Below are 22543 nucleotides of genomic sequence, written 5' to 3' on the forward strand. Positions count from 1 at the left end.
TTTCATGTGAAGGGCGCAGAGGTGGACGTGGCACGCACGCGAGCGGGCGTCAGCCGCCCGCGCCCAGCACGCGCATCACCAGGATGAGCCCGCGCGTGTCGTCGTCCTCGGCCCGCAGGCGGGACACCTGCACCGAGAGCGCCACCGGCCGGCCCCTGCGGTTGACCGCGTCGAGCACCAGCCCCTCCTCACGCGGGTCCGCGCGGAGCGCCGCCCGCAGCCGGGGGGCGAGCGTGTCGAGCGGCAGGCCGATGTCGAGCGCCGAGAGGGTCGCGCCCACGGCCTCGACGGTCCGCACCCCCCACAGCTCCTCCGCCCCGGGACTCCAGACGATCACCCTGAGCTGGTCGTCCAGCACCACCACCGCGTCGCCGAGGCTGCGCACCACCGACGAGACGAACCGGTTGACCTCGTCCAGCTCGATGGTGCGGGCGGCGAGGGCGTCGTTGATCTGTTGCAGCTCGTCGTTGGTGGACTGGAGCTCCTCGTTCATCGTCTCCAGCTCCTCGTTGGTGGACTGGAGCTCCTCGTTGGTGGTCTCCAGTTCCTCGTTGGTGGACTGGAGCTCCTCGTTGGTGGTCTCCAGCTCCTCGTTGAGCGACTGGAGCTCCTCGTAGGCCTGTTCGAGCTGGCGGTTGGCCTCCTCCAGCTCGTCGCGCAGCCTGCGGTAACGGGTGACGTCGTTGAAGTGGATGCTGATGCCCGCCAGGTTTCCCGAGGCGAGGAGCGGCACCACGGACACGTCGAAGACGCTGTCCTCCGGCTGGCCGGGCCGCCGCCAGCCCACCTCGCGCAGCTCGACCGTACGCAGCTCGTGGCGGGCCTGCTCGATGACCGAGCGCAGCTCGACCGGCCGGTAGGACACCTCCAGGTCCTGGAACGGCCGCCCGACGTCGCGCGGGCCGAGGTTGAACAGCGCCTCGGCCCTGGAATTGGCCAGCGCCAGGTCGCCCGGCAGGTCGAGCACGAGCTGCGCCACCGGCCCCGACGCGAGCGCGACCGACGCGAGGGCGGGTAACCGCGCGGCGAGGTCGGAGGCGCTGCCGACCGCCGACCAGGTGGCCCGGGTGCTGTGACCGGTGGGCCTCAGCTTCCTGAACAGCCGCATCCGCAGGTCCACGGGCTCGAACGTGTCGCTGTGGTTGAGCAGCATCTCGGCCTTGCCCAGGAACAGGTAGCCGGTGTCGGCCAGCGCGAAGTGGAAGCGCCGGACGATGTTGAGCTGCATCTCCGTGTTGAAGTACATCAGCGTGTTGCGGACGAGCAGCAGGTCGACGCGGGAGATCGGCGCGTCGCGGGTCAGGTCGTTGCGGCCGAAGATGAGCTGGCGGCGCAGGTCGCGGCGGAAGGTGAACCCGTTCTCGACCGGCTCGAAGTAGGTCTCGCGCAGGTCGAGCGGCACCTCGCCGAGCGCCCGCTCGGCGTAGACCCCGGTGCGGGCCAGGTGCAGCGCCTTCTCGTCGAGGTCGGTGCCGTAGATCTTGACGCGCTCGCGGAAGGCGTCGACGCCGAGCTCCTCGGCCAGCACCATGGCGATGGTGTACGCCTCCTCTCCGGTGGCGCAGCCGGCGCTCCACACGCGGATGGGCTGATCGTGCTCCATCAGGGCGGGGAGCACGCTCTCGCGCAGCCGCTGCCAGGCGGCGGCGTCCCTGAAGAAGCTCGTGACGTTGATCAGGAGGCTGTCGAACAGCCGGGTGTACTCCTCGGAGTGCAGCTCCAGGTAGTCCCGGTATTCGCCGTAGGCGGCCAGCTTCAGCGCCTCGAGCCGGCGGGCGATGCGACGGACGAGGGTGTTGCGCTTGTAGCCGGTGAAGTCGAAGCCGCGGGTCTCCTTCAGCAGGAGGAGGAGATCGTCGAGCTCGCGCTCATCCTCTGGGGTCACTGCGCCAGCCTACGCCGGGCGGCTCCGCTCAGTCGGTCATCGCGGATTCGTCGCCCCGGCCGATGCGGGATCCCAGCGTGGGCTCCTCAGCCGTGCCGGTGATGCGCTCCAGTGTGCGCACCCGCTCCTCCAGCCGCCGGACGGCCACCCACAGGGCGCGTTCCACCGCGTCCGGCCGCGCGTCCGCCCGGCTGTCCCGCAGGAGCTGGTCGATCTCCTTGGCCAAGTCGTCGTCGCGCACGTGGTCCTCCCCTTCGACGGGCGTCCCGCTCCGCCGGCGCCGCGGCGACGAGGTCACCTCCTGTCGTCCACATGCCTCCTCTCCTGTCCGGAAACGTCGTGGTCATGCACGGCGTCATGCGTGCCCGGAGCGGCCCTGCCGTCGATCGCGGACCGGATGCTGACGCGGCTCGTACGCAGCACCTCCAGGCTGGCGACGCAGCGCTCGCGGGCCGACAGCAGCAGGGTGCGGGACTGCGCGGTCCGCAGGAGCTGCCGGGTCAGCGTCGAACGCTGGCGGAGCGTCTGCTCGCGCAGGCCGCGCGAGCGGCTCATCACCAGGGACAACGCGGCTTTCTGCGGACGCGGGCGATCGCGGGCGTCCTCGCCCGGCGAGGTGGTGCGCAGGTTGCGGAGGAGCGGCATGTGGCGGGGGATCGGCGTGGGCGGTCCCGACACCTCGTAGACGTCCACGTCGGTCTGCGCCAGGGCCTCCGGCATGCTCGGATAGACCGGGATGGGCTCCGCCTGCCCGTCCATGAGCGAGATGAGCCGGAGCAGCGACGGCCTGGCCTCCGCCACGAGAAGGCCGCCGCCCTTGCGCCGCATGGCGCTGTGCGTCAGCGCGAGTTGCTGCAGGCCGTCGAGGTCGCAGAACCAGAGGTCGGAGGCGGCGACCACGACGTGTTTGACCCTGGACCGCGGCAGCGGGTCCAGGAACGCGGCCAGGACGGGCCTGGTCGTCGCATCCAGCTCTCCCGTGAGGGCGACCACCAGGGTCGTCTCCCCGACGGGCACGAGCCGCACAGACAGCTGCATCACCGGACGGCCCTCCTCCCCCGCCTCGCGAACGCGGCGGCACACATCACGGTCCTCCGTCATAGTGCTCCCTCCCGACGCCGAGGGCCAGACAATTCGCAGTCATGGCGATACGAAGAGTGGATTAGGCAGTTTGATCCAGTTGTCCCCCGGTGGTGTGCCGTCGAGCTGAGCCAGCAGGTGGGCCTTCACCATGAGGTACGGGGCGAACAGGGCCTCCCGGTCGGCCCGTACGTCCGGATCGCACGGCAGACCGTCGAACGCCTCGCGCGCGGCGTCGCGCACGATCCGCCACAGTCCGGCCTCCACGTCGCGGTCGCCGCCGGAGAAACCGGCCACCAGGCCGCCGAACGTCGTGCCGATCAGGGAGCCGTACAGCTTGGCGTGCAGGACGCCGGGATCGTCGTGCAGCAGCCGCGCGGCGACCGGCGGCACCTCGACGCCGTGCCTGGCCAGCCGGGCCGGGCTGAGCCGGACGTCGGCGAGGTCGCGGTAGGCCAGCCGGGCGGGGCGGCCCCGTCCGTCCAGCACGACCAGGAGGTTCTGTCCGTGGGCCTCCAGCGCCGCGCCCGCGGCCAGCAGGCGCAGGGCGGCGGGCAGCGCGAGCCGGGCGAACGCGGCCAGCCAGGCGGCCGGGTCGTCCACCGCGCCAGAGGCCACCGCGCCGGGGGTTCCCGCGCCGGGAGTCCCCGCGTCCGGGATCACCGCGGCGAGCGGCAGCACGTCGGCGCTCCCGGCGAAGGCCCGGGTGGGCTCGCGCAGCATGACCGCCAGGTCCGCGCTGAACTCGCCCTTCACGGTCGCGGCGGCTCCGGCCAGGTAGCGGATCATGCGCGGGCCTCCGGCGCGGCGGGACAGCTCCGTGAGGAGGTCCGACAGCGGGACGCAGTCGCGGATCGAGCCGGGGGAGATGTCGCGGACGGCCGAGGTCATCCGCGTGGTGAACGCCGTCTTCAGATGCGGGCCGCCGTCCAGCGGGGCGAGCGTGCGCACGGACATCAGCGGCCGGGCCGGGATCGCCCCCCTCCGGTACGGCCGCACCCCGAGGTCCGGCAGCACGTGCTCGCTCTGCCAGGGGTGCACGGGCAGCAGCAGCCGGTCGCCGTCGGTCAGCGCGTCCGGCCACGGGCCGGAGACCAGGCAGTCGGCGGCGGGGACGGCGACCAGGTCGAGGGCGACGACGGGCCGGTGCTCGGGCATGTAGGCGAGCTGCTCGGCGACCGACACGCCGGGGCGGTTGCGGCAGCACGGGTGGTAGGGGTGGCCGTCCATGACGTCCTGCTCGTGGTCCTCCGGGACGCGGGGGTGTCCCGGTCGGGCGTGCACGCGGGCGGTCGGGTGGGCGCCCGGGTGGGCGTTCGGGCGGGCGTTGGCGCGCGACAGTGCCAGGGAGGCGACGCTGTTGGCCAGGTCGGCGGTGAGCCGTGCGCTGCCGGGGAGCCCGAGCGCGGCGAGGAGCGCGGCGGGCTCCCGGTACGGCGTCCCGTCCAGCCACAGGACGGGCACCTCGCCGAGGTCATGGGGCCGCCGCTCCGGCCCGCGCAGCCGCCGCCCATCGGCCAGCACCACCTCGGCCTCTGCCGGGGCTTGGCCGTGTCGGGGGGCCTGCCCGTGGTGAGGGGAGTGCGCCTGTCGGGGGGCGGGGTTGTGCTGGGCGGTGTGGCCCGGGGAGGTGACGATGCCGGGGAGTGGTTCGTGCAGGAGGCTGCGCCACAGGCGGCCCAGGACGGCGGCGCGGGCGCCGGGCACGGCCTCGGCGTAGGCGGCCGACAGGGCTGGGCGTACGGTGGCTAGCTCCGCAGCGAAATCACTCTCGTCTCGCCCCATAATCCCCCCGATTTCCACGAACATCCTGTTTAGCTAGCCTGTGTGCGCTGACGGGTACAAACGGTAGGAGAAGGTCGCCATGCCATCCACAGACGGCCTCCTCCCGCCCGGCGGCGGGCCGGAGCGAGAAGCCTGGACGCACGCCACCGCACTCGCGGTGACGGCGCTGCTCAACTGCCTGGTCCGGGAGGTCGCCCACCCGGGTCCCGACGCCGGCACGTACGTGCTGCCCGCGACCGGCCACGTCCTGCGGGTGAGCGGCGGGCGTTTCCCCGCCGACCCCGAGCTGCGCGCCGCGGACGGGTGGCGTCCGCTGCCGCTGGACGACCTCGTCGCGCTCACCGCCGCCGAGCTGCGCGCCCGTACGGGCACCGCCAACGACGTCCTGCCCGCCGAGATCCGCCACAGTCGTGACGTCGCCGCCGCGCTCCTGGCCGCGCGGCGGGCCACGGAGCCGCCCGCCGATCTGTACCTGCGTTCGGAGCAGGCGCTCCTCGCCGGCCACCGCTACCATCCGGCGCCCAAGGCCCGGGGCGGCGCGGGCCCGGAGGAGTGGCTGCGGTACTCGCCCGAGGTGCGCGCGAGCTTCGCGCTGCCGATTCTCGGCGTCCCCCCAGAGCTCCTCGTCGAGGACGGCGACCCGGCCGCGCTGGACGCGCTCACCCCGGCCGCCGGCGCGGACGGCCTGGTGCCGCTGCCCGCCCACCCCTGGCAGGTGGAACTGCTGGGCGCGCCGCTGCGTCACCTCGGCGTCACGTCGGAAGTGGCGGTGGCCACCTCCTCGATCCGCACGGTGTACCTGCCGGAGACGGACCTGTTCTGCAAGTTCAGCCTCGACGTGCGGATCACCAACGACGTACGCCGCCTCTGGTCCCGTGACCTGCGGCGGCTGCGGGAGGTCGCCGAGCTGGTGGACGGGGCCTTCGAGGGGCTGGCCGGGCACGTGCCGCGGCCCGCCGTGCTGCGCGACCGCGGCTACCGGAGCGCGGACCTGGGCGGCGGGGACGGCGGCGAGGCGCTGGCGGTGATCGTACGGGACGGGCTGGGCGCGCATCTGCGGCCCGGCCTGACCGCCGTGCAGGCGGCCGGGATCAGCGAGGGCTTCCCCGGCAACCCGCTGGACGGCCTCGACGAGGACACGGCCCTGCTGTGGTGGGAGCGCTACCTGGAACACGTGGTGCCGTCGGTCCTGCACGCCTACTTGCGGCACGGCGTCGTCTTCGAGTGCCATCTGCAGAACGTCCTGGTCGGCGTGGACGGGCGGGGCCTGCCCGCGCAGGCGCTCTTCCGCGACCACGAGGGCGTGCGGATCCTCGCCGAGCGGCGGCCCGACCTGCCGGGCGCGGCCTCGGTGAGCCGGGCCTACGGCTGGGAGCGGCTGGTCTACTGCCTGGTGACCAACAACCTGCTGGAGATCGCCGGCGCGGTGACCGAGCGCCATCCCACGCTGCGGGACGAGCTGTGGGCGCGGGCGCGGTCGGTGTTCAAGGACGCCGGGCGGGAGCACGGCGATCCGGAGGAGCTGCGGGCGCTGCTGTCGGACCCGTACGTCCCGGCGAAGGCGAACCTGCTGCTGCGCTGGACGGACGCCGAGGGTGAGGCCATGCGCTGCGTCCCCATCCCTAATCCGTTGAGACTCTTTACGCCCTAAGCTATTGTTCCGAAGGTAATGCCTTACGGCGTAATGAGATAAGGGGGAGCGACATGCCCGAGGCGGTTCTGCACGACGGCAGCAGCATCGAGGTGGAGGTACACGGTTCAGGGCCGGTCGTGCTGCTCCCCGTGGACCCGCGCCCGATCGAGGGCGAGCAGGCCGAGGAGATGCGCAAATGGGGCGCGGACCCGGCGCTCGGCCGCTCGCTCATCGACGGGCTGAGCGACGCCTTCCGCGTCGTGGCCTTCGACTACACCGGCCACCTCATGGCCGTCCCCAAGCCGGACACCCTCACCCCGGACAACGTGTCGGCCGACCTGCTCGCCGTGGCCGACGCGGTCGGGGCCGGGAGTTTCGCGTACTACGGCTACTCGTGGCTGGCGCTCTCCGGGCTGCAGCTCGCCCTCCGCACCGACCGGCTGGCCGCGCTGGCGATGGGCGGCTACCCGCCCTACGAGGGCCCGTACGCTGAGATGCTGAAGGTCACCACGGCCACGTACGAGAAGGCGATCGACCCGCCGCCGCCCGCCACGGAGCCGGTGGAGCCGGGCGACTGGGGGTCGGTCCAGAACGTGCCGAGCGAGCCGCAGGCCCGGCAGTTCGTCACGCTGTACGAGGCGCTCCAGGACTTCGACGACAAGGCCGTCCGGCTGACCTGCCCGCGCCTGTGCTTCGCCGGCTCGGCCGACGCCATCGACTACGCCGAGGAGTGGGGCGGGACCCGGGTGGACCTCGCAGGGCCGCTGACCCGGCACCGGGGCGAGCTGGAGGCGCGCGGCTGGGAGGTCGCCGTGCTGGACGGGCTCGACCACATGGGCGCGATGCGGGCCGAGAGCGTGCTGCCCGTCCTGCGGCCGTGGCTGGAGCGCGTCCTGCTCCAGCGTTCTCAGGCGTTCTCCGGCAGTGACCGCATGCGGCCGATGATCGCCGTGGTGGAGCGGTCGGGCAGGTAGTCGAGCACCCGCACCTCGCCGCCCAGGGCGCGGACGAGCGGCGTCTCCGGCAGCATCTCCGGCGTGTAGTCGCCGCCCTTCACGTACAGCTCAGGGCGGATCATCCTGATCAGCCGCTCAGGCGTGTCCTCGTCGAACTCGACCACGTAGTCCACGCCGTGCAGCGCGGCCAGCACCGACATGCGGTCCTCGCACGAGTTGACCGGCCGGCCCGCGCCCTTCAGCCGGGCCACGCCGGCGTCGCTGTTGACCGCCACCACCAGCACGTCGCCGAGCTGCGCCGCCTGCTCCAGGTAGGTGACGTGGCCGCGGTGCAGCACGTCGAAGCAGCCGTTCGTGAACACCACCTTCTCGCCCGCGCGCCGGTGCTCGTCCAGGAGCTCGGCCAGGCGCTCCGGGGTCTGCACCGCGCCCTCGCGGCGGCGCAGCGCGCGCAGCAGGTCGTGGCGGGTGCACACGGCGGTGCCGGGGCGGCGTACGACGACGGCCGCCGCCGCCTGGCCCGCCTGCGCGGCCTCCTCCGGGGTGGCCCCGCCGGCCAGCCAGAGCGCGAAGGCCGCCGTGTACGTGTCGCCCGCGCCGGTCGCCATGTGCTGCGGCGCGGGGTGCGCGTACGTCCGGTACGGCGGCACGCCCGCCCGGTGCAGCAGCGTGCCCTCGCCGTCGAGCGTGGTCACCACCATGTCCGCGCCGGTCAGCTCCAGCACCCGGTCGCTGCGCGCCATCAGGAAGCCCAGCCGGTCCGGCTCGCCGTCCTCCTCGGCGAGCAGCCGGACGACCTCGGCGTAGTTGGGCAGCACGGCGTTCGGCCGGCACTCCCGCCAGGGGGCCACCGCGTGCGCGTCCACGACGAGCAGGGGCAGGCCCGCGAGCGACCTGCGTACGGCCGGGGTGAACACGCCGCCCCCGTAGTCGCAGGCCACGACCACGTCGGCGGCCGGCGCGACGGCCGCGACGCGGCGCAGCAGCTCGCGTTCGGTCTCCTCGGGGAGCGGGTCCTGGTCCTCGTCGTCGAAGCGGGCGATGAGCTGGCCCTCGGTGACCAGCCGCCGCTTGTGCGCGGTACGCCGGCCCGGCACGGTCAGCAGGTCCGTCTCGACGCCGAGCAGCCGCAGCGCCTGCCGCAGCTCCTCGCCGGGCTCGTCGTGGCCGGCCACGCCGATCAGGCGTACGCGTGCGCCGAGCGCGACCAGGTTGGCGGCGGTGTTGGCGGCGCCGCCCGGGGCGTTCTCGGTGCTCTCCAGGCTCATCACGGGCACCGGAGCTTCCTGCGCGAGCCGCTTGGCCGAGCCGTGCAGCCAGGAGTCGAGCATGACGTCACCGACGACCACTGCGTTGATGATCTTCTCGTTGGTGGTGCCCATGACAGGCGAGTACCAGCAGAAGGGCTCTCCAAACCCCGGGTGCCGGGTGTCGCCGCAGGTTATCGAGGGGTTCGGCCGGGGTAGCCGGGCTCCTGTGCACGGCTCAGAACTCGATGTGGGCTCCCAACTCGACGTTGGCTCGGAACTCGATGTGCTCGTCCCGACGAAGGACCGTCCGGGCGCGCTGGCGGTCACGCTCGCCGGCCTCGCGGCCCAGACGGCGGGCGGCTTCCGCGTGGTCGTCTCCGACCAGTCGGCGCGGCCCGTGGCCGAGGACCCGCTGGTGGCGGCGGCCGTACGCATCCTGGAGCATCGGGGCTCGCCGGTCGAGCCGCTGCGGAACGTGCCGCCGAAGGGCCTGGCCGAGCAGCGGCAGTTCCTGCTGGAGCGGGCCCGGCGCAGGTTCGCGCTCTACCTGGACGACGACGTGTGGCTGGAGCCGGACGCCCTCGCCACGCTGACCGGCGCGCTGGCCGAGCTGCGGTGCGGGTTCGTCGGGTACGCGCTGCACGGGCTGTCGTACCGGGAGGACGTGCGGCCGCACGAGCTGACGTCGTACGAGGAGTGGGCCGGTCCGGTGCGGCCCGAGCGGGTGCGGAGGGACCAGCCCGCCTGGCGGCGGCACACCCTGCACAACGCGGCCAACCCGCTGCACCTGGCCGCCAAGGTGGGCGCGGACCGGGGGTGGCGGGCGTACAAGGTGGCCTGGATCGGCGGCTGCGTGCTCTACGACCGGGAGCGGCTGGTGGAGTGCGGCGGGTTCGGCTTCTGGCGTGCGGTGCCGCCCGCGCACGCCGGTGAGGACGTCGTCGCCCAGCTCCGCGTCATGGAACGCTACGGCGGGGCCGGGCTGCTGCCCAGCCGCGCCTACCACCTGGAGCTGCCGACCACGGTGGTGGACCGGCGGGCCGAGTGCTACGACCACGTGCTGGAAGCCTGATGGGCGGGCTGGTCCCCGGGGTCGAGCGGATCGCCGTGCTGCGGGCCAACGCCATCGGCGACTTCCTGCTGTCCGTGCCCGCTCTGGACGCGCTCAGGTCGGCCTATCCGGACGCGAAGCTGACGCTGCTCGGCCTGCCGTGGCACGCCGGGTTCCTGGAGGGGCGGCCGGGGCCGGTGGACGAGGTGGTCGCGCTGCCGCCGATCACCGGCGTGTCCACGAGCGAGGGCGGGCATCCGGTCCCCGGCGGGCTGTGCGAGGGGCTGCGCGAGCGGGCCTTCGACCTGGCGGTGCAGATCCACGGCGGCGGCCGGTACTCCAACCCGTTCGTCCGGCGGCTCGGCGCGCGGGTGACGGCGGGGCTGCGGACGCCGGACGCCGACGAGCTGGACCGCTGGGTGCCGTACGTCGACCACCACCACGAGAGCCTGCGCTTCCTGGAGGTGGCCGCGCTGGTCGGCGACAGGGCGGGCGACAGGGCGGGCGGGCTGGAGCCGCGGGTGGCGGTCACCGGCCGCGACCGGGAGGAGCTGGCCGCCGCGTTCGGCGAGCCGCCGCCCGGCCTGGTCGCGGTACACCCGGGCGCGCGCGACCCGCGCCGGCGCTGGCCCGTGGAGCGCTTCGCCGCGGTCGCCGACCGGCTCGGCCGGCCGGTCGTGGTCACCGGGTCGGCCGCCGAGCGGGACCTGGTGGAGGGGGTCGTCGCCGCGATGCGCCGGCCCGCCGCCGCCGTCGCGGGCACGCTCGGCCTCGGCGCGCTGGCCGCCCTGTACGAGCGCTGCGACCTCGTGATCGGCAACGACACCGGCCCCCGCCACCTGGCCGCGGCGGTCGGCACGCCCACCGTCGCCGTCTACTGGTGCGTGAACCTCGTCAGCTACGGCCCGCTCACCCGCACCCGGCACCGGCCGCTGATCTCGTGGACCACCGGCTGCCCGGTGTGCGGCGCGGACGGCGTGGACCCGCGGGGCGAGCGCTGCCCGCACGACGTGTCGTGGGTGCGTGACGTGCCGGTGGACGACGTACTGGAGCAGGCCGGGGATCTTCTCGCGGAATCCGGCGGGCCGGACGCATAGCGGAGGGGTTCACGCGCCGATGGCCACCCGGTCGGGCGACCGTCGAACAGCGGGGCGAACGCATGCGCGACGCCCTGCGCATCGGCTGACATGCCCGTTCGGGAGGTAAAGGATCGCCTATACTCGAAGGTGTGCAGGACGAGTGGAGCATCTATGTCACCGACGAGGTTGATGCCTGGATCAGTAGCCTTGATCCAGTGCGGCATCGGCTCGTCATCGATGCGCTCGATCGACTCGCGGAGAACGGTCCAGCATTGGGCAGGCCACTTGTGGGCAAGGTCAGCGGCTCGCGTATCACCAATCTGAAGGAACTGCGCCCCCGGTCCTCCGGGCGTAGCGCGCTTCGACTGTTGTTCGCTTTCGACCCAAGGCGGGACGCCATCATCCTTGTTGCCGCGGACAAATTGAAGGCGAACCCACGCGACCCCAACCGCTGGTATGAGGAGGCCATACCGCACGCGGAGCGTCTGTATGACATCTATCTGAAAGAGCGCGCAGAGGAGGAGGGGCAGAACCAATGACGACGTTCAAGAAGTGGAACCGCGCCAAGCACGTTGAGCAGGCCGGAGGGGAAGATGCCCTTGCCGATACCCGACGCATGGTTGACGACTTCATCGACGCCTGGCAGCTCGCCCAGCGCCGCAAGAACGCCGCTATGACGCAGAACGAGGTTGCCGCCCTGATGGGTGTGACCAAGGCGCGGGTCTCGCAAATCGAGCGTGGCGAAGTCTCGTCAGTGGATGTGGTGGCTCGTTATGTGGAGGCGATCGGCGGACGGCTTGAGCTCACCGCTAGCTTCCCCGGCAGCACCTACCGGCTACGCGTCAGCAAGACGAGGCAGACGTGCAAGCGGCACTTCAAGTTCAAGGGCTCGCGTATCGAATCGCACACCGGAGACGCCCGGCACACTGTTTGATGTCGAGGCATGCTGCGCGATCACCTGATCCGATGTCTCAACCCTGACGTCGGGTCCGGCGAGGCCACCTACCACGCGCTCCCGCCCGGACGGGCGACGACGTCCCTTCAACATGAACGGCCGCAACGACACCGGCCCCCGCCACCTGGCCGCGGCGGTCGGCACGCCCACCGTCGCGGTCTACTGGTGCGTGAACCTCGTCAGCTACGGCCCGCTCACCCGCACCCGGCACCGGCCGCTGATCTCGTGGACCACCGGCTGCCCGGTGTGCGGCGTGGACGGCGTGGACCCGCGGGGCGAGCGCTGCCCGCACGACGTGTCGTGGGTGCGTGACGTGCCGGTGGACGACGTACTGGAGCAGGCCGGCGATCTGCTGGCGGAAACACGCATAGCGGAGGGGGCCATGCGGCGTCTGAGAGGGTGACGTCGATCCTTTCGGAGGTGATCGTGGACGCCGCGGACGAGCAGCGTTTCCGCGAGTTCGTCGCCGCGCGTTCCCCCGCGCTCATGCGGCTGGGGTTCCTGCTCGCCGGCGGCGATCAGCACGCGGCCGAGGACCTGGTGCAGAGCGCGCTGGCCAAGCTGGCCGCGAAGTGGCGGCGGGTGACCGCCCCTGAGGCGTACGTGCGGCAGACGATGTACCGCCAGCAGGTGAGCTGGTGGCGGACGAGCGCGCGGCGCGGCGAGGTGATCCAGGCCGACCCGCCGGAGACCGCGGGCCGGGACCTCAACCACCAGAGCGAGCTGCGCATGATGCTGCGCGCCGCGCTCGCCCGGCTCACCCCCCGCCAGCGCGCGGTGGTGGTGCTGCGGTACTTCGAGGACCTGCCCGAGCAGGAGGTCGCCCGGACGCTGGGCTGCTCGGTCGGCACGGTCAGGAGCACCGCGCACCGGTCGCTGGCGCGGCTGCGCGAGATCGCCCCCGAACTGGCACGAGAGCTGGAGGTGGCCCGGTGACCCGGTTGCTGCGCGACACGATGCGGGAGTGGGCCGGGGAGGTTCACGTTCCCCACGACCTGGCCGATCGGGCGCTACGGAGGCGCGTCCGTCGGCCGGCGAGGGTGGCCGTCCTGGCGGCGGGGCTGGTGGCGGCGCTGATCGCGGGCGTCACGTTCGTGGCGGGGACGGTGGGGGACCGTCCCGCGCCGGCGGTCAGCGTGCGTCCGGCCGACGGGATCACGCTCCCGGCCCGGCCCTCGCCCGCCCCGACCGACGTGCGCGCGGACGTCGAGCACAGCCCGCCCCGCCGGCTGGTCGCGGCGGGACGGCTGGCGGTGTCGGCGTACTACACCATGAAGGAGGAGCCGGCCGGGGGCAGGCTGCGGCACAACGTACGCACCTGGTCCCTGTACGACCCGCGTAGCGGCGGCTACGAGCGGACCTCCTGGGGCTGGGTGGACGTGGCCCCCGGGCTCCAGGTCGCGGCCGTGCTGGAGCGCGAGCTGCCCGCGCGGCGGCTGGGCATCCTGGACCTGAACACCCGGCAGATTCTCAAGTGGTTCGACCTGGAGCATCCGGTGGCCTCGGTCACCTGGTCGCCCGACGGCACGAAGGTGCTCGCCACCGCGTACTCCAGTTATCCCGACGCGGTGGAGCGCGGGCCCGAGCCCGACAGCCTGATCCTCCGTGACAGCCCGCGCACCGGCTACTTCATCCTCGACGTCGGGTCCGGCGAGGCCGTCTACCACGCGCTGCCCGCCCGGACGGGCGACGACGTCCCAGCCAACATGAACGGCCGCCAGGACCTCGGCTGGAGCCTGGACGGCACGGCGATCTGGGCGCCCACGGACACCGAGCCCGATCGCGTCTGGTACACCCTCGACGGTGAGCCGCGCGACGCTCCGCAGGGCCAGCGCTACGTCCGCTACTCAACGGAGTCGGCGCTCTCGCCCGACGGCCGCCGCGTGCTCGGGCCCGACGGCCTGCCCACCGAGATCACCGACAGCGCGACGGGCGAGATCGTCGGCCGCCAGAACGTCCTGCAGCTGCACGCCTGGGCGGACGACGACAACGTGCTCGCCCTGGGCTGCGCGGGCTCCTGCGGGGACGAGTTCGACAACGGTCTGGTGCTGGTGAGCGTGGACGGGGCGCGGATGACCCAGCTGGCCGCGTACCGGAACTCCAACAAGCAGGGCGCCTGGCGCTGGGTCCTGACGCCGCGATGATTTTTGACCGATCGTTCTAGATAGTGTTAACGTGGCTCGCGTGGCACGGAGCAAGGAGTTCGATCCCGAGGTCGCGCTGGAGAAGGCGCTGGAGCTGTTCTGGGAGCGCGGCTACGAGGGCACCTCGATGGCCGACCTCGTGGAACGGCTCGGCGTCGCGCGGGCCAGCATCTACGGCACCTTCGGCGGCAAGCGCGAGCTCTATCTGAAGGCGCTGGAGCTCTATCTCGCGCGCAACGACGTGGTGGGGCCGCTGTCGCAGCCGGGGCCCGTGCTGCCGGCGCTGCGCGCCTTCCTCGACGGCTACGTGGCCGAATGTCTGGCCGACGAGCTGCGGCGGGGGTGCATGGTGGTCAACACGGCGGTCGAGTTCGGCTCGCGCGACCCGGTCGTGTCGCGGCGGGTGGTGGAGAGCTGGGCGGGGCTGGAGACGGCCATCGCGGCGGCGCTGGTGCGGGCGCGGGCCCAGGGGGAGATCCCCGGGCACAAGGATCCGTACGCGCTGGCCAGGTTCCTGCTCGTGCTGCTCCAGGGCGTACGGGTGCTCGGCCGCGCCGACCCCGACCCCCGCCGCCTCCGCGCCGCCGTCGAAGAGGCCATGACAGCCGTCCAAATTTGAGAACGATTGGTCAAGAATCATGAGTGAGCGTTTCGCGGGGAAGGTCGCCCTCGTCACCGGCGCGACGGGTGTCGTGGGCGGGGCGGTGGCGCGGGCGTACGCGCGGGAGGGCGCCGCCGTACTGGTGGTCGGCCGCGACACCGGACGGCTGTCCGGCCTGGTCAAGGAGATCGAGGCGGCCGGCGGCCGGGCGAGCGCGTTCGCCGCCGACGTCTCCCGCTCGGCCGAGGCCGCCGCCATGGTCGCCGCCGCCGTCTCCCGCCTCGGCGGGCTCGACGTGGCCTGCAACGCGGCCGGGATCTTCGGCACGCTCGCGCCCGTGGCCGACTACGACGAGGACGTCTTCGACCAGGTGCTGGCGGTCAACCTCAAGGGCGTGTTCCTGTCGATGAAGCACGAGGTGGCCCACATGCGCTCCCACGGCGGCGGGACGATCGTCAACGTCGCCTCCAACCTGGGCGCGCACTGGCGGCTGCCGGGGGCGGGCGCGTACGCCGCCTCGAAGGCCGCCGTCAGCCACCTGACCCGCACCGCCGCCCGCGACCACATCGCCGACGGCGTCCGCATCAACGCGATCAGCCCGGGCCCGATCGACTCCCCGATGTCGACCCGTCCGGGCGAGACCGTCGAACAGCGGGACGAGCGCATGCGCGCCTCCCTCCCCATCGGCCGGGTCGCCGCCCCTGAGGAGATCGCGGCGGCGGTGCTCTGGCTGACCTCGCCCGAGTCGAGCTACGTCGTCGGCCAGGACCACGTCGTGGACGGCGGCGCCACCGCCTGAGAGGCTGTTCGAAGGAGAAGGATCGATGACGAGTTTCCCCAAGTGGAACGACGTGCGCGCCGACATCGTGGCAACCTCCGGCGGAGAGGAGGCCGTGGCCGAGGCCCGGCGGCGCAATCAGGCCTACATCGACGATTACGAGCTGGCCGAACGGCGTACTCAGACACTTTCGGCGGGTGACTCGCTGAACAGTGGCGCCACCGCCTGACGCGCGCGTCGGCGTGTCTCCTCTTCCAGATGCCGGTGCAGCTCGGCCAGGGTCACGCCGCACCGCACATTGGAGAGTCCGCTCGTGGACGGCACCAGGACAAGGCGGATGGCGATGTAGCCGCCTCCTGCGCCGTCGATGATCTGCCAGCCGGGAAAGGGCCGGGGCGTCGTCATCCTGCCGCTACATCGGCCCAGATGACGCGGCGTCCGCCCGCAAGGAGGCGCGTTCCCCGGCGGACGCTGAGGCAGGCCACGATGCCGAGGCCGCGACCCGACTCCGCCAAGGGATCGAGCTGGCGGGGGACGAAGCAGGGCACGGGGGACGGGGTGCCCGGGTCGGTCACCTCCAGGCGGACGAAGCCGTCGCCGAAGCCGAGGCGGATGCCGATCCAGTCGCGGCCCTGGCCGTTGGGGACGTGCTGGACGACGTTGGCCACCAGCTCGGCGACGATCTGGAGCGCGTCGGACCTGACCGCCGGATCATTGTCGGCGAGCCACAGTCCGGTGGCCTGGCGTGCCTGCCATGACGTTCTGGCGTCGCGGCGCAGCGTCGTGCTGCGCCACAGGACGACCTCTGAGTTGCCCATAGTGCGGCTCCGGCTTTGCGAGTGTCCGAGAACACTCCTCAGAGTGGCGGCGTGCTGCTATTTTGTGATCGACCCGTCACCGTCCGTTGCCGGACAGACCTCCTGAGGCTTGTCCGGGTCCCCCTGAGAGGGCGTGGCATGCCGGCACAGGTCTACGGCGAGATTCTGAGGAAGGCGCGCGAAGCGGCAGGGCTGTCGCAGGCGGCGCTGGGGGAGCTGCTTTCGTGCAGCGAGAGCCTGGTCGGCCTGATCGAACGCGGCAAGCGGCGGCCGAGCAAGGGTTTCACCCTGGCGGCTGAGGCGGCGCTGGGGTTGAACGGCGAGCTGTACGGGCTTCTGCCGAACACGACGGTGATGTCCACGCCGAGGTGGTTCAGCGAGTGGCCGAAGGCGGAGGAGAAGGCCCACACCATCCGCACCTGGCAACCGCTGGTGATCCCCGGGCTCCTTCAGACGGCCCGCTACGCGCGAGCCCTCCTGATGACGGAGCCGGGAGTCACTGAGCAGTGGGTGGACGATGCCGTGGAGACACGGCTCCGGCGGCAGTCGGTCTTCCAGCGCGTGGATCCGCCCTTGTACTGGGCGCTGATCGATGAATGCGCTCTCCTCCGCCCGGTGGGTGGGAAGGAAGTGATGCGGGAGCAGTTGGAGCATCTGTTGAAGATGTTCGCGCGGCCCTTCGTCTCGATTCAGATCGTGCCGCTGGAGATGGGCGCTACAGCGGGTCTGCTCGGAGGCTTCGCCGTCGCTCAGGGCAAGGACATGCCGGATCACATCTCACTTGAAGACGCCGCCTCGGGCTCCGTGAGCGCTCATGAGGACATGGTGCGGCGGGTCAGCGTCAGGTATGAGGCGATTCACAAATGGGCACTTCCCATATCGATGAGCCAGCGACTGATACATGAGGCGGTGGCGAAGTATGAAGATCAGTGATGATCTGCGTGCCGAGCTGGAAGCAGCCCGGTGGGTCAAGTCCACACTCTCCGGATCCAGCGGCGGTGACTGTCTCTACGCCGCCAGACTGAGCGGCGACCGTTATGCGATTCGTGACTCCGAGCAGCCTGAGGTCGCGCCGCTGATTCTTCGCGGTGGAGTGTTTCGGGCGTTCGTGGGTGGCGCGAAGCTCGGGGAGTTCGACTTCTGACAGCGGCTTGCTGTCTCCCTCGTCGGTTTCGGAGAAGAGGACGGCAAGGTATGCGGATCGGTGACGAGCTGGAAAGCGTGCGGTGGATCAAGTCCTCGCTGTCCGGGCCCAACGGTGGGGACTGTCTCTACGTCGCCAAGCTGAGCGGTGACCGTTACGCGGTCCGTGACTCCGAACAGCCCGGGGTCGCCCCGTTGATTCTGCGGGGCGAGGTGTTTCGGGCGTTCGTCTCGGGCGCGAAGCTTGGGGAGTTCGACTTCTGACAGCGGCTTGCTGTCTCCCTCGTCGGTTTCGGAGAAGAGGACGGCAAGGTATGCAGTTCGGTGACGAGCTGGAAAGCGCGCAGTGGATCAAGTCCTCGCTGTCCGGGCCCAACGATGGTGACTGTCTCTACGTCGCCAAGCTGAGCGGTGACCGTTACGCGGTCCGTGACTCCGAACAGCCCGGGGTCGCCCCGTTGATTCTGCGGGGCGAGGTGTTTCGGGCGTTCGTCTCGGGCGCGAAGCTTGGGGAGTTTGATTTCTGACGGAAGGCCCGCGCCCACCGCTGCGGTGGTGGGCACGGGCCGTGGTGTGGTGGGGTCAGACGCGGCTGATGCGGACGGCGTCGGCGATGACGTAGCCGGTGCCGGCGGTCCACCGGCTGATTCCGACCACGTTGTACGTCCCCGCGTTCAGCGAGAACGTGCCGATGCTCTTCCAGGTGCCGCCGCCGCTGCGTTGGTCGACGTAGACGGTCTGGTTGCCGCCTGAGGCCGCCACGATGTACGGCGCCGAGCTGTTGTAGCCCGCGTCGGCCGGATACCAGACCTCGACGCGGTACGTGCCCGCGCTGGGGATGGCGGCCGAGTACCACGCCGGGTCGCTGGCGGAGACCGGGTCGGCGAAGCGGTAGTCGGAGCCGTAGCGCTGGCTGGAGTACGTGGAGGTGCCCCAGTTGGCGCTGGCGGTGAACTGGCCGGAGGTGGTGTTGTCGATCGTGGTGGTCCACGAGGGGGTGCCGCCGCCACCGGTCACGTAGTTCATGTACGTGGTCCAGTTCCAGTTGGAGCCCGGGTCGGTGTGGGTGGCGCCGGGCACCTGGTTGTGGCCGATGATGTGGCTGCGGTCCTTGGGGATGCCGTACTTGTCGCAGATGGCCTTGGTGAGGGCCGCGGACGCCCGGTACATCGCGTCGGTGAACCACGAGGCGTCGTTGACGTAGCCCTCGTGCTCGATGCCGATCGACCGGGTGTTGTAGGTCCAGTTGCCGGCGTGCCAGGCGATGTCCTTCTCGCGCACCATCTGGGTGATGGCGCCGTTGGAGGACTTGACCACGTAGTGGGCCGAGACCTGGGCGGAGGAGTTCTGGAACCAGGAGATGGTGCCGGCGTACGAGCCCTGCGTGACGTGGATGATCACGCGGTCGATGGCGTAGCTCGACGGGCGGCTGGAGGCGGTGTAGTTGCTGGAGCTGGCGGCGACCCAGGCGGCGGGGCCGTAGTCGGTGCTGAGGACGCCGGCGTCGGCCTTGGCGTTGAGGTCGCGGGCCTTGGCCAGCGGGCCGCGGTCGGCGGTGACCTCCTGCGGCTTGACCTGCACGCCGCGGATGTCGATGCCGAGTCCGAGGCTCTCGTAGACGGCGTCGGCGTAGAGGCGGGCGAGCTCGGGCGAGGTGGCGTTGCCGTACTTGGCGACGGCCTGGTACCAGCGGCCGGCGTCCTTCCTGGCCGTTTCGTCGAGGCCGAGGGCGTCGGCGTGGGCGCGGAGGACGGCGGCGCCGCCGAGCACGTTGGCGGCGTCGTCGGTGCGCAGTTCGTCGGCGGAGCGGCCGGTGAGCTCGGCGGCCTTCTCCAGCGAGTGGTTGGTGGGGTTGGAGACGAGGTGCATGACGCCGTAGCCGCCGCTGGCGCTGGGCTTGCCGTCGTGGCCGTCCAGGTGGGTCTCGGCGTAGCCGAGGGCGACCAGCAGGTCGCGGGGCACGTCGTACGTGGCCGCCGCCTTGGCGAAGGCGGCGGTGAGCGTGCCGTCCGTGGGCGCGGCCAGGGCGGGGCGGCCCGTGGCGACGAGGACGAGGACGGCGAGGAAGGAGGTGGCGAGGGCTGTTAATCGCGTGCGGGCGAGTTCCATGGGGGGCTCCTCGTTCACAAGGGTGACGGCTCGCACGCTACGGCAACTACCTGACCGATGTCGATAATTGACATTACTCGCCAGTTCGGTGAAACTTTTCACCTTCGTTGACTGGATGTCCGAAGTTGGGCCCCCGCAAAAGCGTGAAAACTATTGCGCTTTCCGGATGATGCGCTGAAACTTCCCTTCGTGACCGCGCTCCTGCGTACCCTCATGGCGGCGCTCACCGCCGCACTCGTCACCCTCGTCGTGCCCGCCCCCGCCGCCGTCGCAGCCGCCTGCCAGACCGACCCGGCCACCCCGAAGCGCCAGCTCAGGGCCATGTGGATCTCGTCCGTCGCGAACATCGACTGGCCCAGCCGCACCGGGCTCACCGCCTCCGCCCAGCAGGCCGAGTTCCGCGCCTGGCTGGACCTCGCCGTGGCCAAGCGCATGAACGCCGTCGTCGTGCAGATCAGGCCGACCGCCGACGCGTTCTGGCCCTCGTCGTACGAGCCGTGGTCGCAGTGGCTGACCGGCACCCAGGGCGGCAACCCCGGCTACGATCCGCTGGCGTTCATGGTCAGCGAGGCCCACGCCCGGAACCTGGAGTTCCACGCCTGGTTCAACCCGTACCGGATCGCCAACCACGACGACCCGGCCAAGCTGGTCTCCACGCACCCCGCCCGCAAGAACCCCTCCTGGCGGTTCGCCTACGGCGGCAAGCTCTACTACAACCCGGGCATCCCGGCGGTCCGCGCCTTCATCGAGGACGCCATCATGGACGCGGTCTCCAAGTACGACGTGGACGGCGTGCACCTCGACGACTACTTCTACCCCTATCCGGTGAGCGGCGAGTCGATCCCCGACTCCGCCACCTACGCCCAGTACGGCGGCTCCTTCGGCAACGTCGCCGACTGGCGGCGGGAGAACGTCAACCTCCTGATCCGTGAGCTCGACCAGCGCATCCACGCCGCCAAGCCGCACGTCTCCTTCGGCATCAGCCCGTTCGGGATCTGGCGCAACTCCGGCACCGACCCGCTGGGCTCGCGCACCTCGGGCCTCCAGTCCTACGACGCGATCTACGCCGACAGCCGCACCTGGGTCAAACAGGGCTGGGTGGACTACATCTCCCCGCAGATCTACTGGCACCTCGGCTTCTCCACGGCCGCCTACGAGGTGCTGACCGCCTGGTGGTCCGACGTCGTCAAGGGCACCGGCGTGCAGCTCGTCATCGGCCAGGCCGCCTACCGCGCCGGCGCCTCCGGCCAGGACGCCGCCTGGCAGGACCCGGCGGAGCTGAGCGACCATCTCCACGACAACAGGCAGCACCCCGAGATCGTCGGCGACGTCTACTTCAGCGCCAAGGACGTCAAGGCCGACCGGATCGGCGCGATCACCCGCCTGGTCAACGCCCACTACACCAGGCCCGCCCTGCTGCCCGCCCGGGGCGCCGCCGCCGCTCCGGCCGCGCCGGTCATCACGGCGGCCACCCAGGGCAGCGGCGGCGTCCAGCTCACCTGGACCGGCTCCGGCACCGGGTACGCGGTCTACCGCGTCGCCGGCACCCCGTCGGCCGCCGACCCGTGCTTCTTCGCCGACGCCCGCAACCTCGTCGGCACGACCAGGGCCAAGACGTTCACCGACACCACGGCGAGCGGCACGAACACCTACTACGTGACCGCGCTCACCCGTACGCACCAGGAGAGCGCGCCCAGCGCGGGCCGGACCGCCGGCTCCCCGGGCGGCGCGTTCAGCGTGATCCTGGACAACGCCGCCGCCGGCTTCACGGCGAGCGGCAACTGGGGCACCTCCGCCTACTCCACCCAGCTCTACGGCGCCGACTACCGCTTCGCCGACCCGGTCGCGGCCAGCGACCCCGCCTGGTACGCGGCGACCATCCCCAGCGCGGGCAGCTACCGCGTCGAGGTGTGGTACCCGGCGAACGCCGGCTACAACAGCGCCACGCCGTTCATCGTGGCCGCCTCCGGAGGCAACCAGACGGTCAGCGTCGACCAGCGGTCGGGTGGCGGGGCCTGGCGGGTGCTGGGGACGTACACGTTGAACGCGGGCACGTACAACGTGGTCGGCGTGAGCCGCTGGACCTCGGCCACCGGCTACGTGATCGCCGACGCGGTCCGCATCACCAAGGTGTGAGGGGGCGCTGGGCAGGTGCCGTCCGTGATCGTACGATGAGCCGGTGGACGGTGCCCGCCCGCGGCTCGCCGATGCGGTCGCGGTCCTCGCCGCGGCGGGCTTGACGCTGGCGGCCTACCCGAGGGGGCCGTTCCTGCCGCTCCTCCTCGCCGTCACGGTGCCGCTGCTGTGGATGCGGCGCGCCCCGCTGACCGTCGCCTGGATCAGCGCGGCCACCGCGGCCGCGCTGCCGGTGCTCTGCGCGCTGGCCCCGGCCGCGGTGCCGCCGCTGGCCCACCTGCCGGTGTGGCCGCCGGCCGGCCCGTTCGCGGTGTACGCGGCCATGGCCTTCGCCGCCGAGCGGCACCACGCCACCCGGCGGTGGCTGCCCGTGCTCGCCCTCGCCCTCGCCGTGCTGCTGCCCGCCGAGTGGCCGGGCGCGGCCTTCCTCGTCCTGCGCACCGAGATCGTGCTCGCCTTCGCCGTCCTGTACGGCCTGTACGCCGAGGCGGGCGCCCGGCTGCGGCGCGCGCTGGAGGAGCGGGCCGAACGCGTGGAGCGCGAGCGGCTGGCCGGCGAGATGCACGACGTCGTCACCCACCGGGTCAGCCGCATGGTCCTGCGGGCCGGCGCCCTGGCCGAGCAGGCGGCCGACGAGCGCGCCAGGGCCGCCGCCGAGGAGCTGCGGGCGACCGGCCGGGCGGCGCTGGACGAGCTGCGGCACATGAGCCTGCTGCTGCGGCGCGGCACCGGGGAGGGCTTCGACCTGGGGCTGCCGCTGCCCGACCTGCGGTCGCTGGTGTCGGAGTCGGCCTTTCGCGGCGTTCCCGTGGAGCTGGTGGTGAGCGGCGTGCCGGTGCCGGTGCCGGGGGAGGTGGGGCGGACGGCGTACCGGGTGGTGCAGGAGGCGCTGGCCAACGTGCGCGAGCACGCGCCCGGCACGGACGCCCGCGTGGAGGTGCGCTACCTGCCCGGCGTGGTACGGGTGAGCGTGCGCAACACCCGGCCGGAGGAGGCGTTCGCGCCGCCCGGACTCGGCGGCGAGGGGCTGAGCGAGGTGAGCCAGTGGGTGGAGCTGGCGGGCGGCACGCTCAAGGCCGGGCCGGTGGAGGACGGCGGCTTCCTGGTCACCGCCATCCTCCCGACGAACTGACCGGGCTG

25 protein-coding genes are annotated in these 22543 nt (G+C 72.0%); 18 read left to right on the forward strand and 7 right to left on the reverse strand.

What is annotated here, in order from left to right; genetic code table 11:
* Positions 1-49: 49 nt before the first annotated feature.
* From AC27IY_RS18885 to AC27IY_RS18900, 4 genes are all read right to left on the reverse strand, one after another.
* Complete coding sequence (locus AC27IY_RS18885) at positions 50-1885, reverse strand: CheR family methyltransferase (RefSeq protein WP_344213429.1); 1836 nt, start codon at positions 1883-1885, stop codon at positions 50-52.
* Between the two features lie 28 nt (positions 1886-1913).
* Positions 1914-2126: a hypothetical protein gene (locus AC27IY_RS18890; RefSeq protein ID WP_487178701.1), complete on the reverse strand. Its 213-nt coding sequence runs from the start codon at positions 2124-2126 to the stop codon at positions 1914-1916.
* Positions 2127-2179: 53 nt separating this feature from the next.
* Entirely contained in the window at positions 2180-2923 is a 744-nt protein-coding gene (locus AC27IY_RS18895; RefSeq protein WP_487179112.1) for an STAS domain-containing protein, read from the reverse strand.
* Between the two features lie 102 nt (positions 2924-3025).
* The gene (locus AC27IY_RS18900) at positions 3026-4750 is read right to left on the reverse strand and encodes an IucA/IucC family protein (protein ID WP_487178702.1); all 1725 of its coding nucleotides are present in this window, start codon (positions 4748-4750) and stop codon (positions 3026-3028) included.
* Positions 4751-4829: 79 nt separating this feature from the next.
* Here AC27IY_RS18900 and AC27IY_RS18905 point away from each other — a divergent pair, with 79 nt between their 5' ends.
* Positions 4830-6401: an IucA/IucC family protein gene (locus tag AC27IY_RS18905; RefSeq protein WP_487178703.1), complete on the forward strand. Its 1572-nt coding sequence runs from the start codon at positions 4830-4832 to the stop codon at positions 6399-6401.
* Positions 6402-6454: 53 nt separating this feature from the next.
* The gene (locus tag AC27IY_RS18910) at positions 6455-7357 is read left to right on the forward strand and encodes an alpha/beta fold hydrolase (RefSeq protein ID WP_487178704.1); all 903 of its coding nucleotides are present in this window, start codon (positions 6455-6457) and stop codon (positions 7355-7357) included.
* Here AC27IY_RS18910 and rfaE2 read toward each other — a convergent pair.
* Complete coding sequence (rfaE2, locus tag AC27IY_RS18915) at positions 7291-8721, reverse strand: D-glycero-beta-D-manno-heptose 1-phosphate adenylyltransferase (protein ID WP_423451889.1); 1431 nt, start codon at positions 8719-8721, stop codon at positions 7291-7293. The genes AC27IY_RS18910 and rfaE2 overlap by 67 nt on opposite strands.
* A 151-nt stretch (positions 8722-8872) precedes the next feature.
* Between rfaE2 and AC27IY_RS18920 the strand changes: the two genes are divergently transcribed.
* From AC27IY_RS18920 to AC27IY_RS18965, 10 genes are all read left to right on the forward strand, one after another.
* The gene (locus AC27IY_RS18920; protein ID WP_487178706.1) at positions 8873-9661 is read left to right on the forward strand and encodes a glycosyltransferase; all 789 of its coding nucleotides are present in this window, start codon (positions 8873-8875) and stop codon (positions 9659-9661) included.
* Positions 9661-10737, forward strand: a complete 1077-nt coding sequence (locus tag AC27IY_RS18925) for a glycosyltransferase family 9 protein (RefSeq protein ID WP_487178707.1) — start codon at positions 9661-9663, stop codon at positions 10735-10737. The genes AC27IY_RS18920 and AC27IY_RS18925 overlap by 1 nt, the downstream gene beginning before the upstream one ends.
* A 131-nt stretch (positions 10738-10868) precedes the next feature.
* Entirely contained in the window at positions 10869-11258 is a 390-nt protein-coding gene (locus tag AC27IY_RS18930; RefSeq protein WP_449949776.1) for a type II toxin-antitoxin system RelE/ParE family toxin, read from the forward strand.
* Positions 11255-11653: a helix-turn-helix domain-containing protein gene (locus AC27IY_RS18935; protein WP_423451886.1), complete on the forward strand. Its 399-nt coding sequence runs from the start codon at positions 11255-11257 to the stop codon at positions 11651-11653. The genes AC27IY_RS18930 and AC27IY_RS18935 overlap by 4 nt, the downstream gene beginning before the upstream one ends.
* Before the next feature lie 112 nt (positions 11654-11765).
* A complete protein-coding gene (locus tag AC27IY_RS18940; protein WP_487178708.1) occupies positions 11766-12077 on the forward strand; it encodes a glycosyltransferase family 9 protein in 312 nt (103 codons plus the stop codon).
* 17 nt (positions 12078-12094) lie between these two features.
* Positions 12095-12610, forward strand: a complete 516-nt coding sequence (locus tag AC27IY_RS18945; protein WP_423451884.1) for a SigE family RNA polymerase sigma factor — start codon at positions 12095-12097, stop codon at positions 12608-12610.
* Positions 12607-13818 carry a hypothetical protein gene (locus tag AC27IY_RS18950; protein WP_487178709.1) on the forward strand — a complete coding sequence of 404 codons (1212 nt, stop codon included), beginning with the start codon at positions 12607-12609 and terminating at the stop codon, positions 13816-13818. The genes AC27IY_RS18945 and AC27IY_RS18950 overlap by 4 nt, the downstream gene beginning before the upstream one ends.
* Positions 13819-13858: 40 nt before the next feature.
* Positions 13859-14437, forward strand: a complete 579-nt coding sequence (locus AC27IY_RS18955; protein ID WP_344213409.1) for a TetR/AcrR family transcriptional regulator — start codon at positions 13859-13861, stop codon at positions 14435-14437.
* Between the two features lie 19 nt (positions 14438-14456).
* Positions 14457-15218: an SDR family NAD(P)-dependent oxidoreductase gene (locus AC27IY_RS18960; RefSeq protein WP_449949790.1), complete on the forward strand. Its 762-nt coding sequence runs from the start codon at positions 14457-14459 to the stop codon at positions 15216-15218.
* A gap of 25 nt (positions 15219-15243) precedes the next feature.
* Positions 15244-15426, forward strand: coding sequence for a hypothetical protein (locus tag AC27IY_RS18965; protein WP_487178710.1), 183 nt, complete (start codon positions 15244-15246; stop codon positions 15424-15426).
* A gap of 172 nt (positions 15427-15598) precedes the next feature.
* Here the strand turns inward: AC27IY_RS18965 and AC27IY_RS18970 are convergent, their stop codons facing one another.
* Positions 15599-16015, reverse strand: a complete 417-nt coding sequence (locus AC27IY_RS18970; protein WP_423477385.1) for an ATP-binding protein — start codon at positions 16013-16015, stop codon at positions 15599-15601.
* 138 nt (positions 16016-16153) lie between these two features.
* Here AC27IY_RS18970 and AC27IY_RS18975 point away from each other — a divergent pair, with 138 nt between their 5' ends.
* From AC27IY_RS18975 to AC27IY_RS18990, 4 genes are read left to right on the forward strand one after another with little or no spacing between them, the layout of a single operon-like run.
* Positions 16154-16948, forward strand: a complete 795-nt coding sequence (locus AC27IY_RS18975; protein WP_344213401.1) for a helix-turn-helix domain-containing protein — start codon at positions 16154-16156, stop codon at positions 16946-16948.
* Positions 16935-17159 carry a DUF397 domain-containing protein gene (locus AC27IY_RS18980; RefSeq protein WP_329588666.1) on the forward strand — a complete coding sequence of 75 codons (225 nt, stop codon included), beginning with the start codon at positions 16935-16937 and terminating at the stop codon, positions 17157-17159. The genes AC27IY_RS18975 and AC27IY_RS18980 overlap by 14 nt, the downstream gene beginning before the upstream one ends.
* A 50-nt stretch (positions 17160-17209) precedes the next feature.
* Positions 17210-17422: a DUF397 domain-containing protein gene (locus AC27IY_RS18985; RefSeq protein WP_449949800.1), complete on the forward strand. Its 213-nt coding sequence runs from the start codon at positions 17210-17212 to the stop codon at positions 17420-17422.
* A 50-nt stretch (positions 17423-17472) separates the two neighbouring features.
* Positions 17473-17685, forward strand: coding sequence for a DUF397 domain-containing protein (locus AC27IY_RS18990; protein WP_449949803.1), 213 nt, complete (start codon positions 17473-17475; stop codon positions 17683-17685).
* A 55-nt stretch (positions 17686-17740) separates the two neighbouring features.
* On the opposite strand, the gene AC27IY_RS18995 is transcribed toward AC27IY_RS18990, so the two are convergent.
* The gene (locus AC27IY_RS18995) at positions 17741-19267 is read right to left on the reverse strand and encodes a golvesin C-terminal-like domain-containing protein (RefSeq protein WP_487178711.1); all 1527 of its coding nucleotides are present in this window, start codon (positions 19265-19267) and stop codon (positions 17741-17743) included.
* 189 nt (positions 19268-19456) lie between these two features.
* Here AC27IY_RS18995 and AC27IY_RS19000 point away from each other — a divergent pair, with 189 nt between their 5' ends.
* Both AC27IY_RS19000 and AC27IY_RS19005 read left to right on the forward strand, forming a co-directional pair.
* On the forward strand, positions 19457-21403 hold the full coding sequence (locus tag AC27IY_RS19000) for a family 10 glycosylhydrolase (RefSeq protein ID WP_487178712.1): 1947 nt from the start codon (positions 19457-19459) through the stop codon (positions 21401-21403).
* Positions 21404-21446: 43 nt separating this feature from the next.
* Positions 21447-22535, forward strand: a complete 1089-nt coding sequence (locus tag AC27IY_RS19005; RefSeq protein WP_487178713.1) for a sensor histidine kinase — start codon at positions 21447-21449, stop codon at positions 22533-22535.
* The last annotated feature ends 8 nt before the right edge of the window (positions 22536-22543 follow it).

Source organism: Nonomuraea sp. B208, from assembly GCF_057536035.1.

Bases quoted from the DNA above. Each gene is read 5' to 3' on its own strand.
- AC27IY_RS18895 (WP_487179112.1), bottom strand. From the start codon at position 2,923: ATGCAGCTGTCTGTGCGGCTCGTGCCCGTCGGGGAGACGACCCTGGTG.
- AC27IY_RS18900 (WP_487178702.1), bottom strand. From the start codon at position 4,750: ATGGGGCGAGACGAGAGTGATTTCGCTGCGGAGCTAGCCACCGTACGC.
- AC27IY_RS18905 (WP_487178703.1), top strand. From the start codon at position 4,830: ATGCCATCCACAGACGGCCTCCTCCCGCCCGGCGGCGGGCCGGAGCGA.
- AC27IY_RS18910 (WP_487178704.1), top strand. From the start codon at position 6,455: ATGCCCGAGGCGGTTCTGCACGACGGCAGCAGCATCGAGGTGGAGGTA.
- rfaE2 (WP_423451889.1), bottom strand. From the start codon at position 8,721: ATGGGCACCACCAACGAGAAGATCATCAACGCAGTGGTCGTCGGTGAC.
- AC27IY_RS18925 (WP_487178707.1), top strand. From the start codon at position 9,661: ATGGGCGGGCTGGTCCCCGGGGTCGAGCGGATCGCCGTGCTGCGGGCC.
- AC27IY_RS18935 (WP_423451886.1), top strand. From the start codon at position 11,255: ATGACGACGTTCAAGAAGTGGAACCGCGCCAAGCACGTTGAGCAGGCC.
- AC27IY_RS18940 (WP_487178708.1), top strand. From the start codon at position 11,766: ATGAACGGCCGCAACGACACCGGCCCCCGCCACCTGGCCGCGGCGGTC.
- AC27IY_RS18960 (WP_449949790.1), top strand. From the start codon at position 14,457: ATGAGTGAGCGTTTCGCGGGGAAGGTCGCCCTCGTCACCGGCGCGACG.
- AC27IY_RS18965 (WP_487178710.1), top strand. From the start codon at position 15,244: ATGACGAGTTTCCCCAAGTGGAACGACGTGCGCGCCGACATCGTGGCA.
- AC27IY_RS18970 (WP_423477385.1), bottom strand. From the start codon at position 16,015: ATGGGCAACTCAGAGGTCGTCCTGTGGCGCAGCACGACGCTGCGCCGC.
- AC27IY_RS18975 (WP_344213401.1), top strand. From the start codon at position 16,154: ATGCCGGCACAGGTCTACGGCGAGATTCTGAGGAAGGCGCGCGAAGCG.
- AC27IY_RS18980 (WP_329588666.1), top strand. From the start codon at position 16,935: ATGAAGATCAGTGATGATCTGCGTGCCGAGCTGGAAGCAGCCCGGTGG.
- AC27IY_RS18985 (WP_449949800.1), top strand. From the start codon at position 17,210: ATGCGGATCGGTGACGAGCTGGAAAGCGTGCGGTGGATCAAGTCCTCG.
- AC27IY_RS18990 (WP_449949803.1), top strand. From the start codon at position 17,473: ATGCAGTTCGGTGACGAGCTGGAAAGCGCGCAGTGGATCAAGTCCTCG.
- AC27IY_RS18995 (WP_487178711.1), bottom strand. From the start codon at position 19,267: ATGGAACTCGCCCGCACGCGATTAACAGCCCTCGCCACCTCCTTCCTC.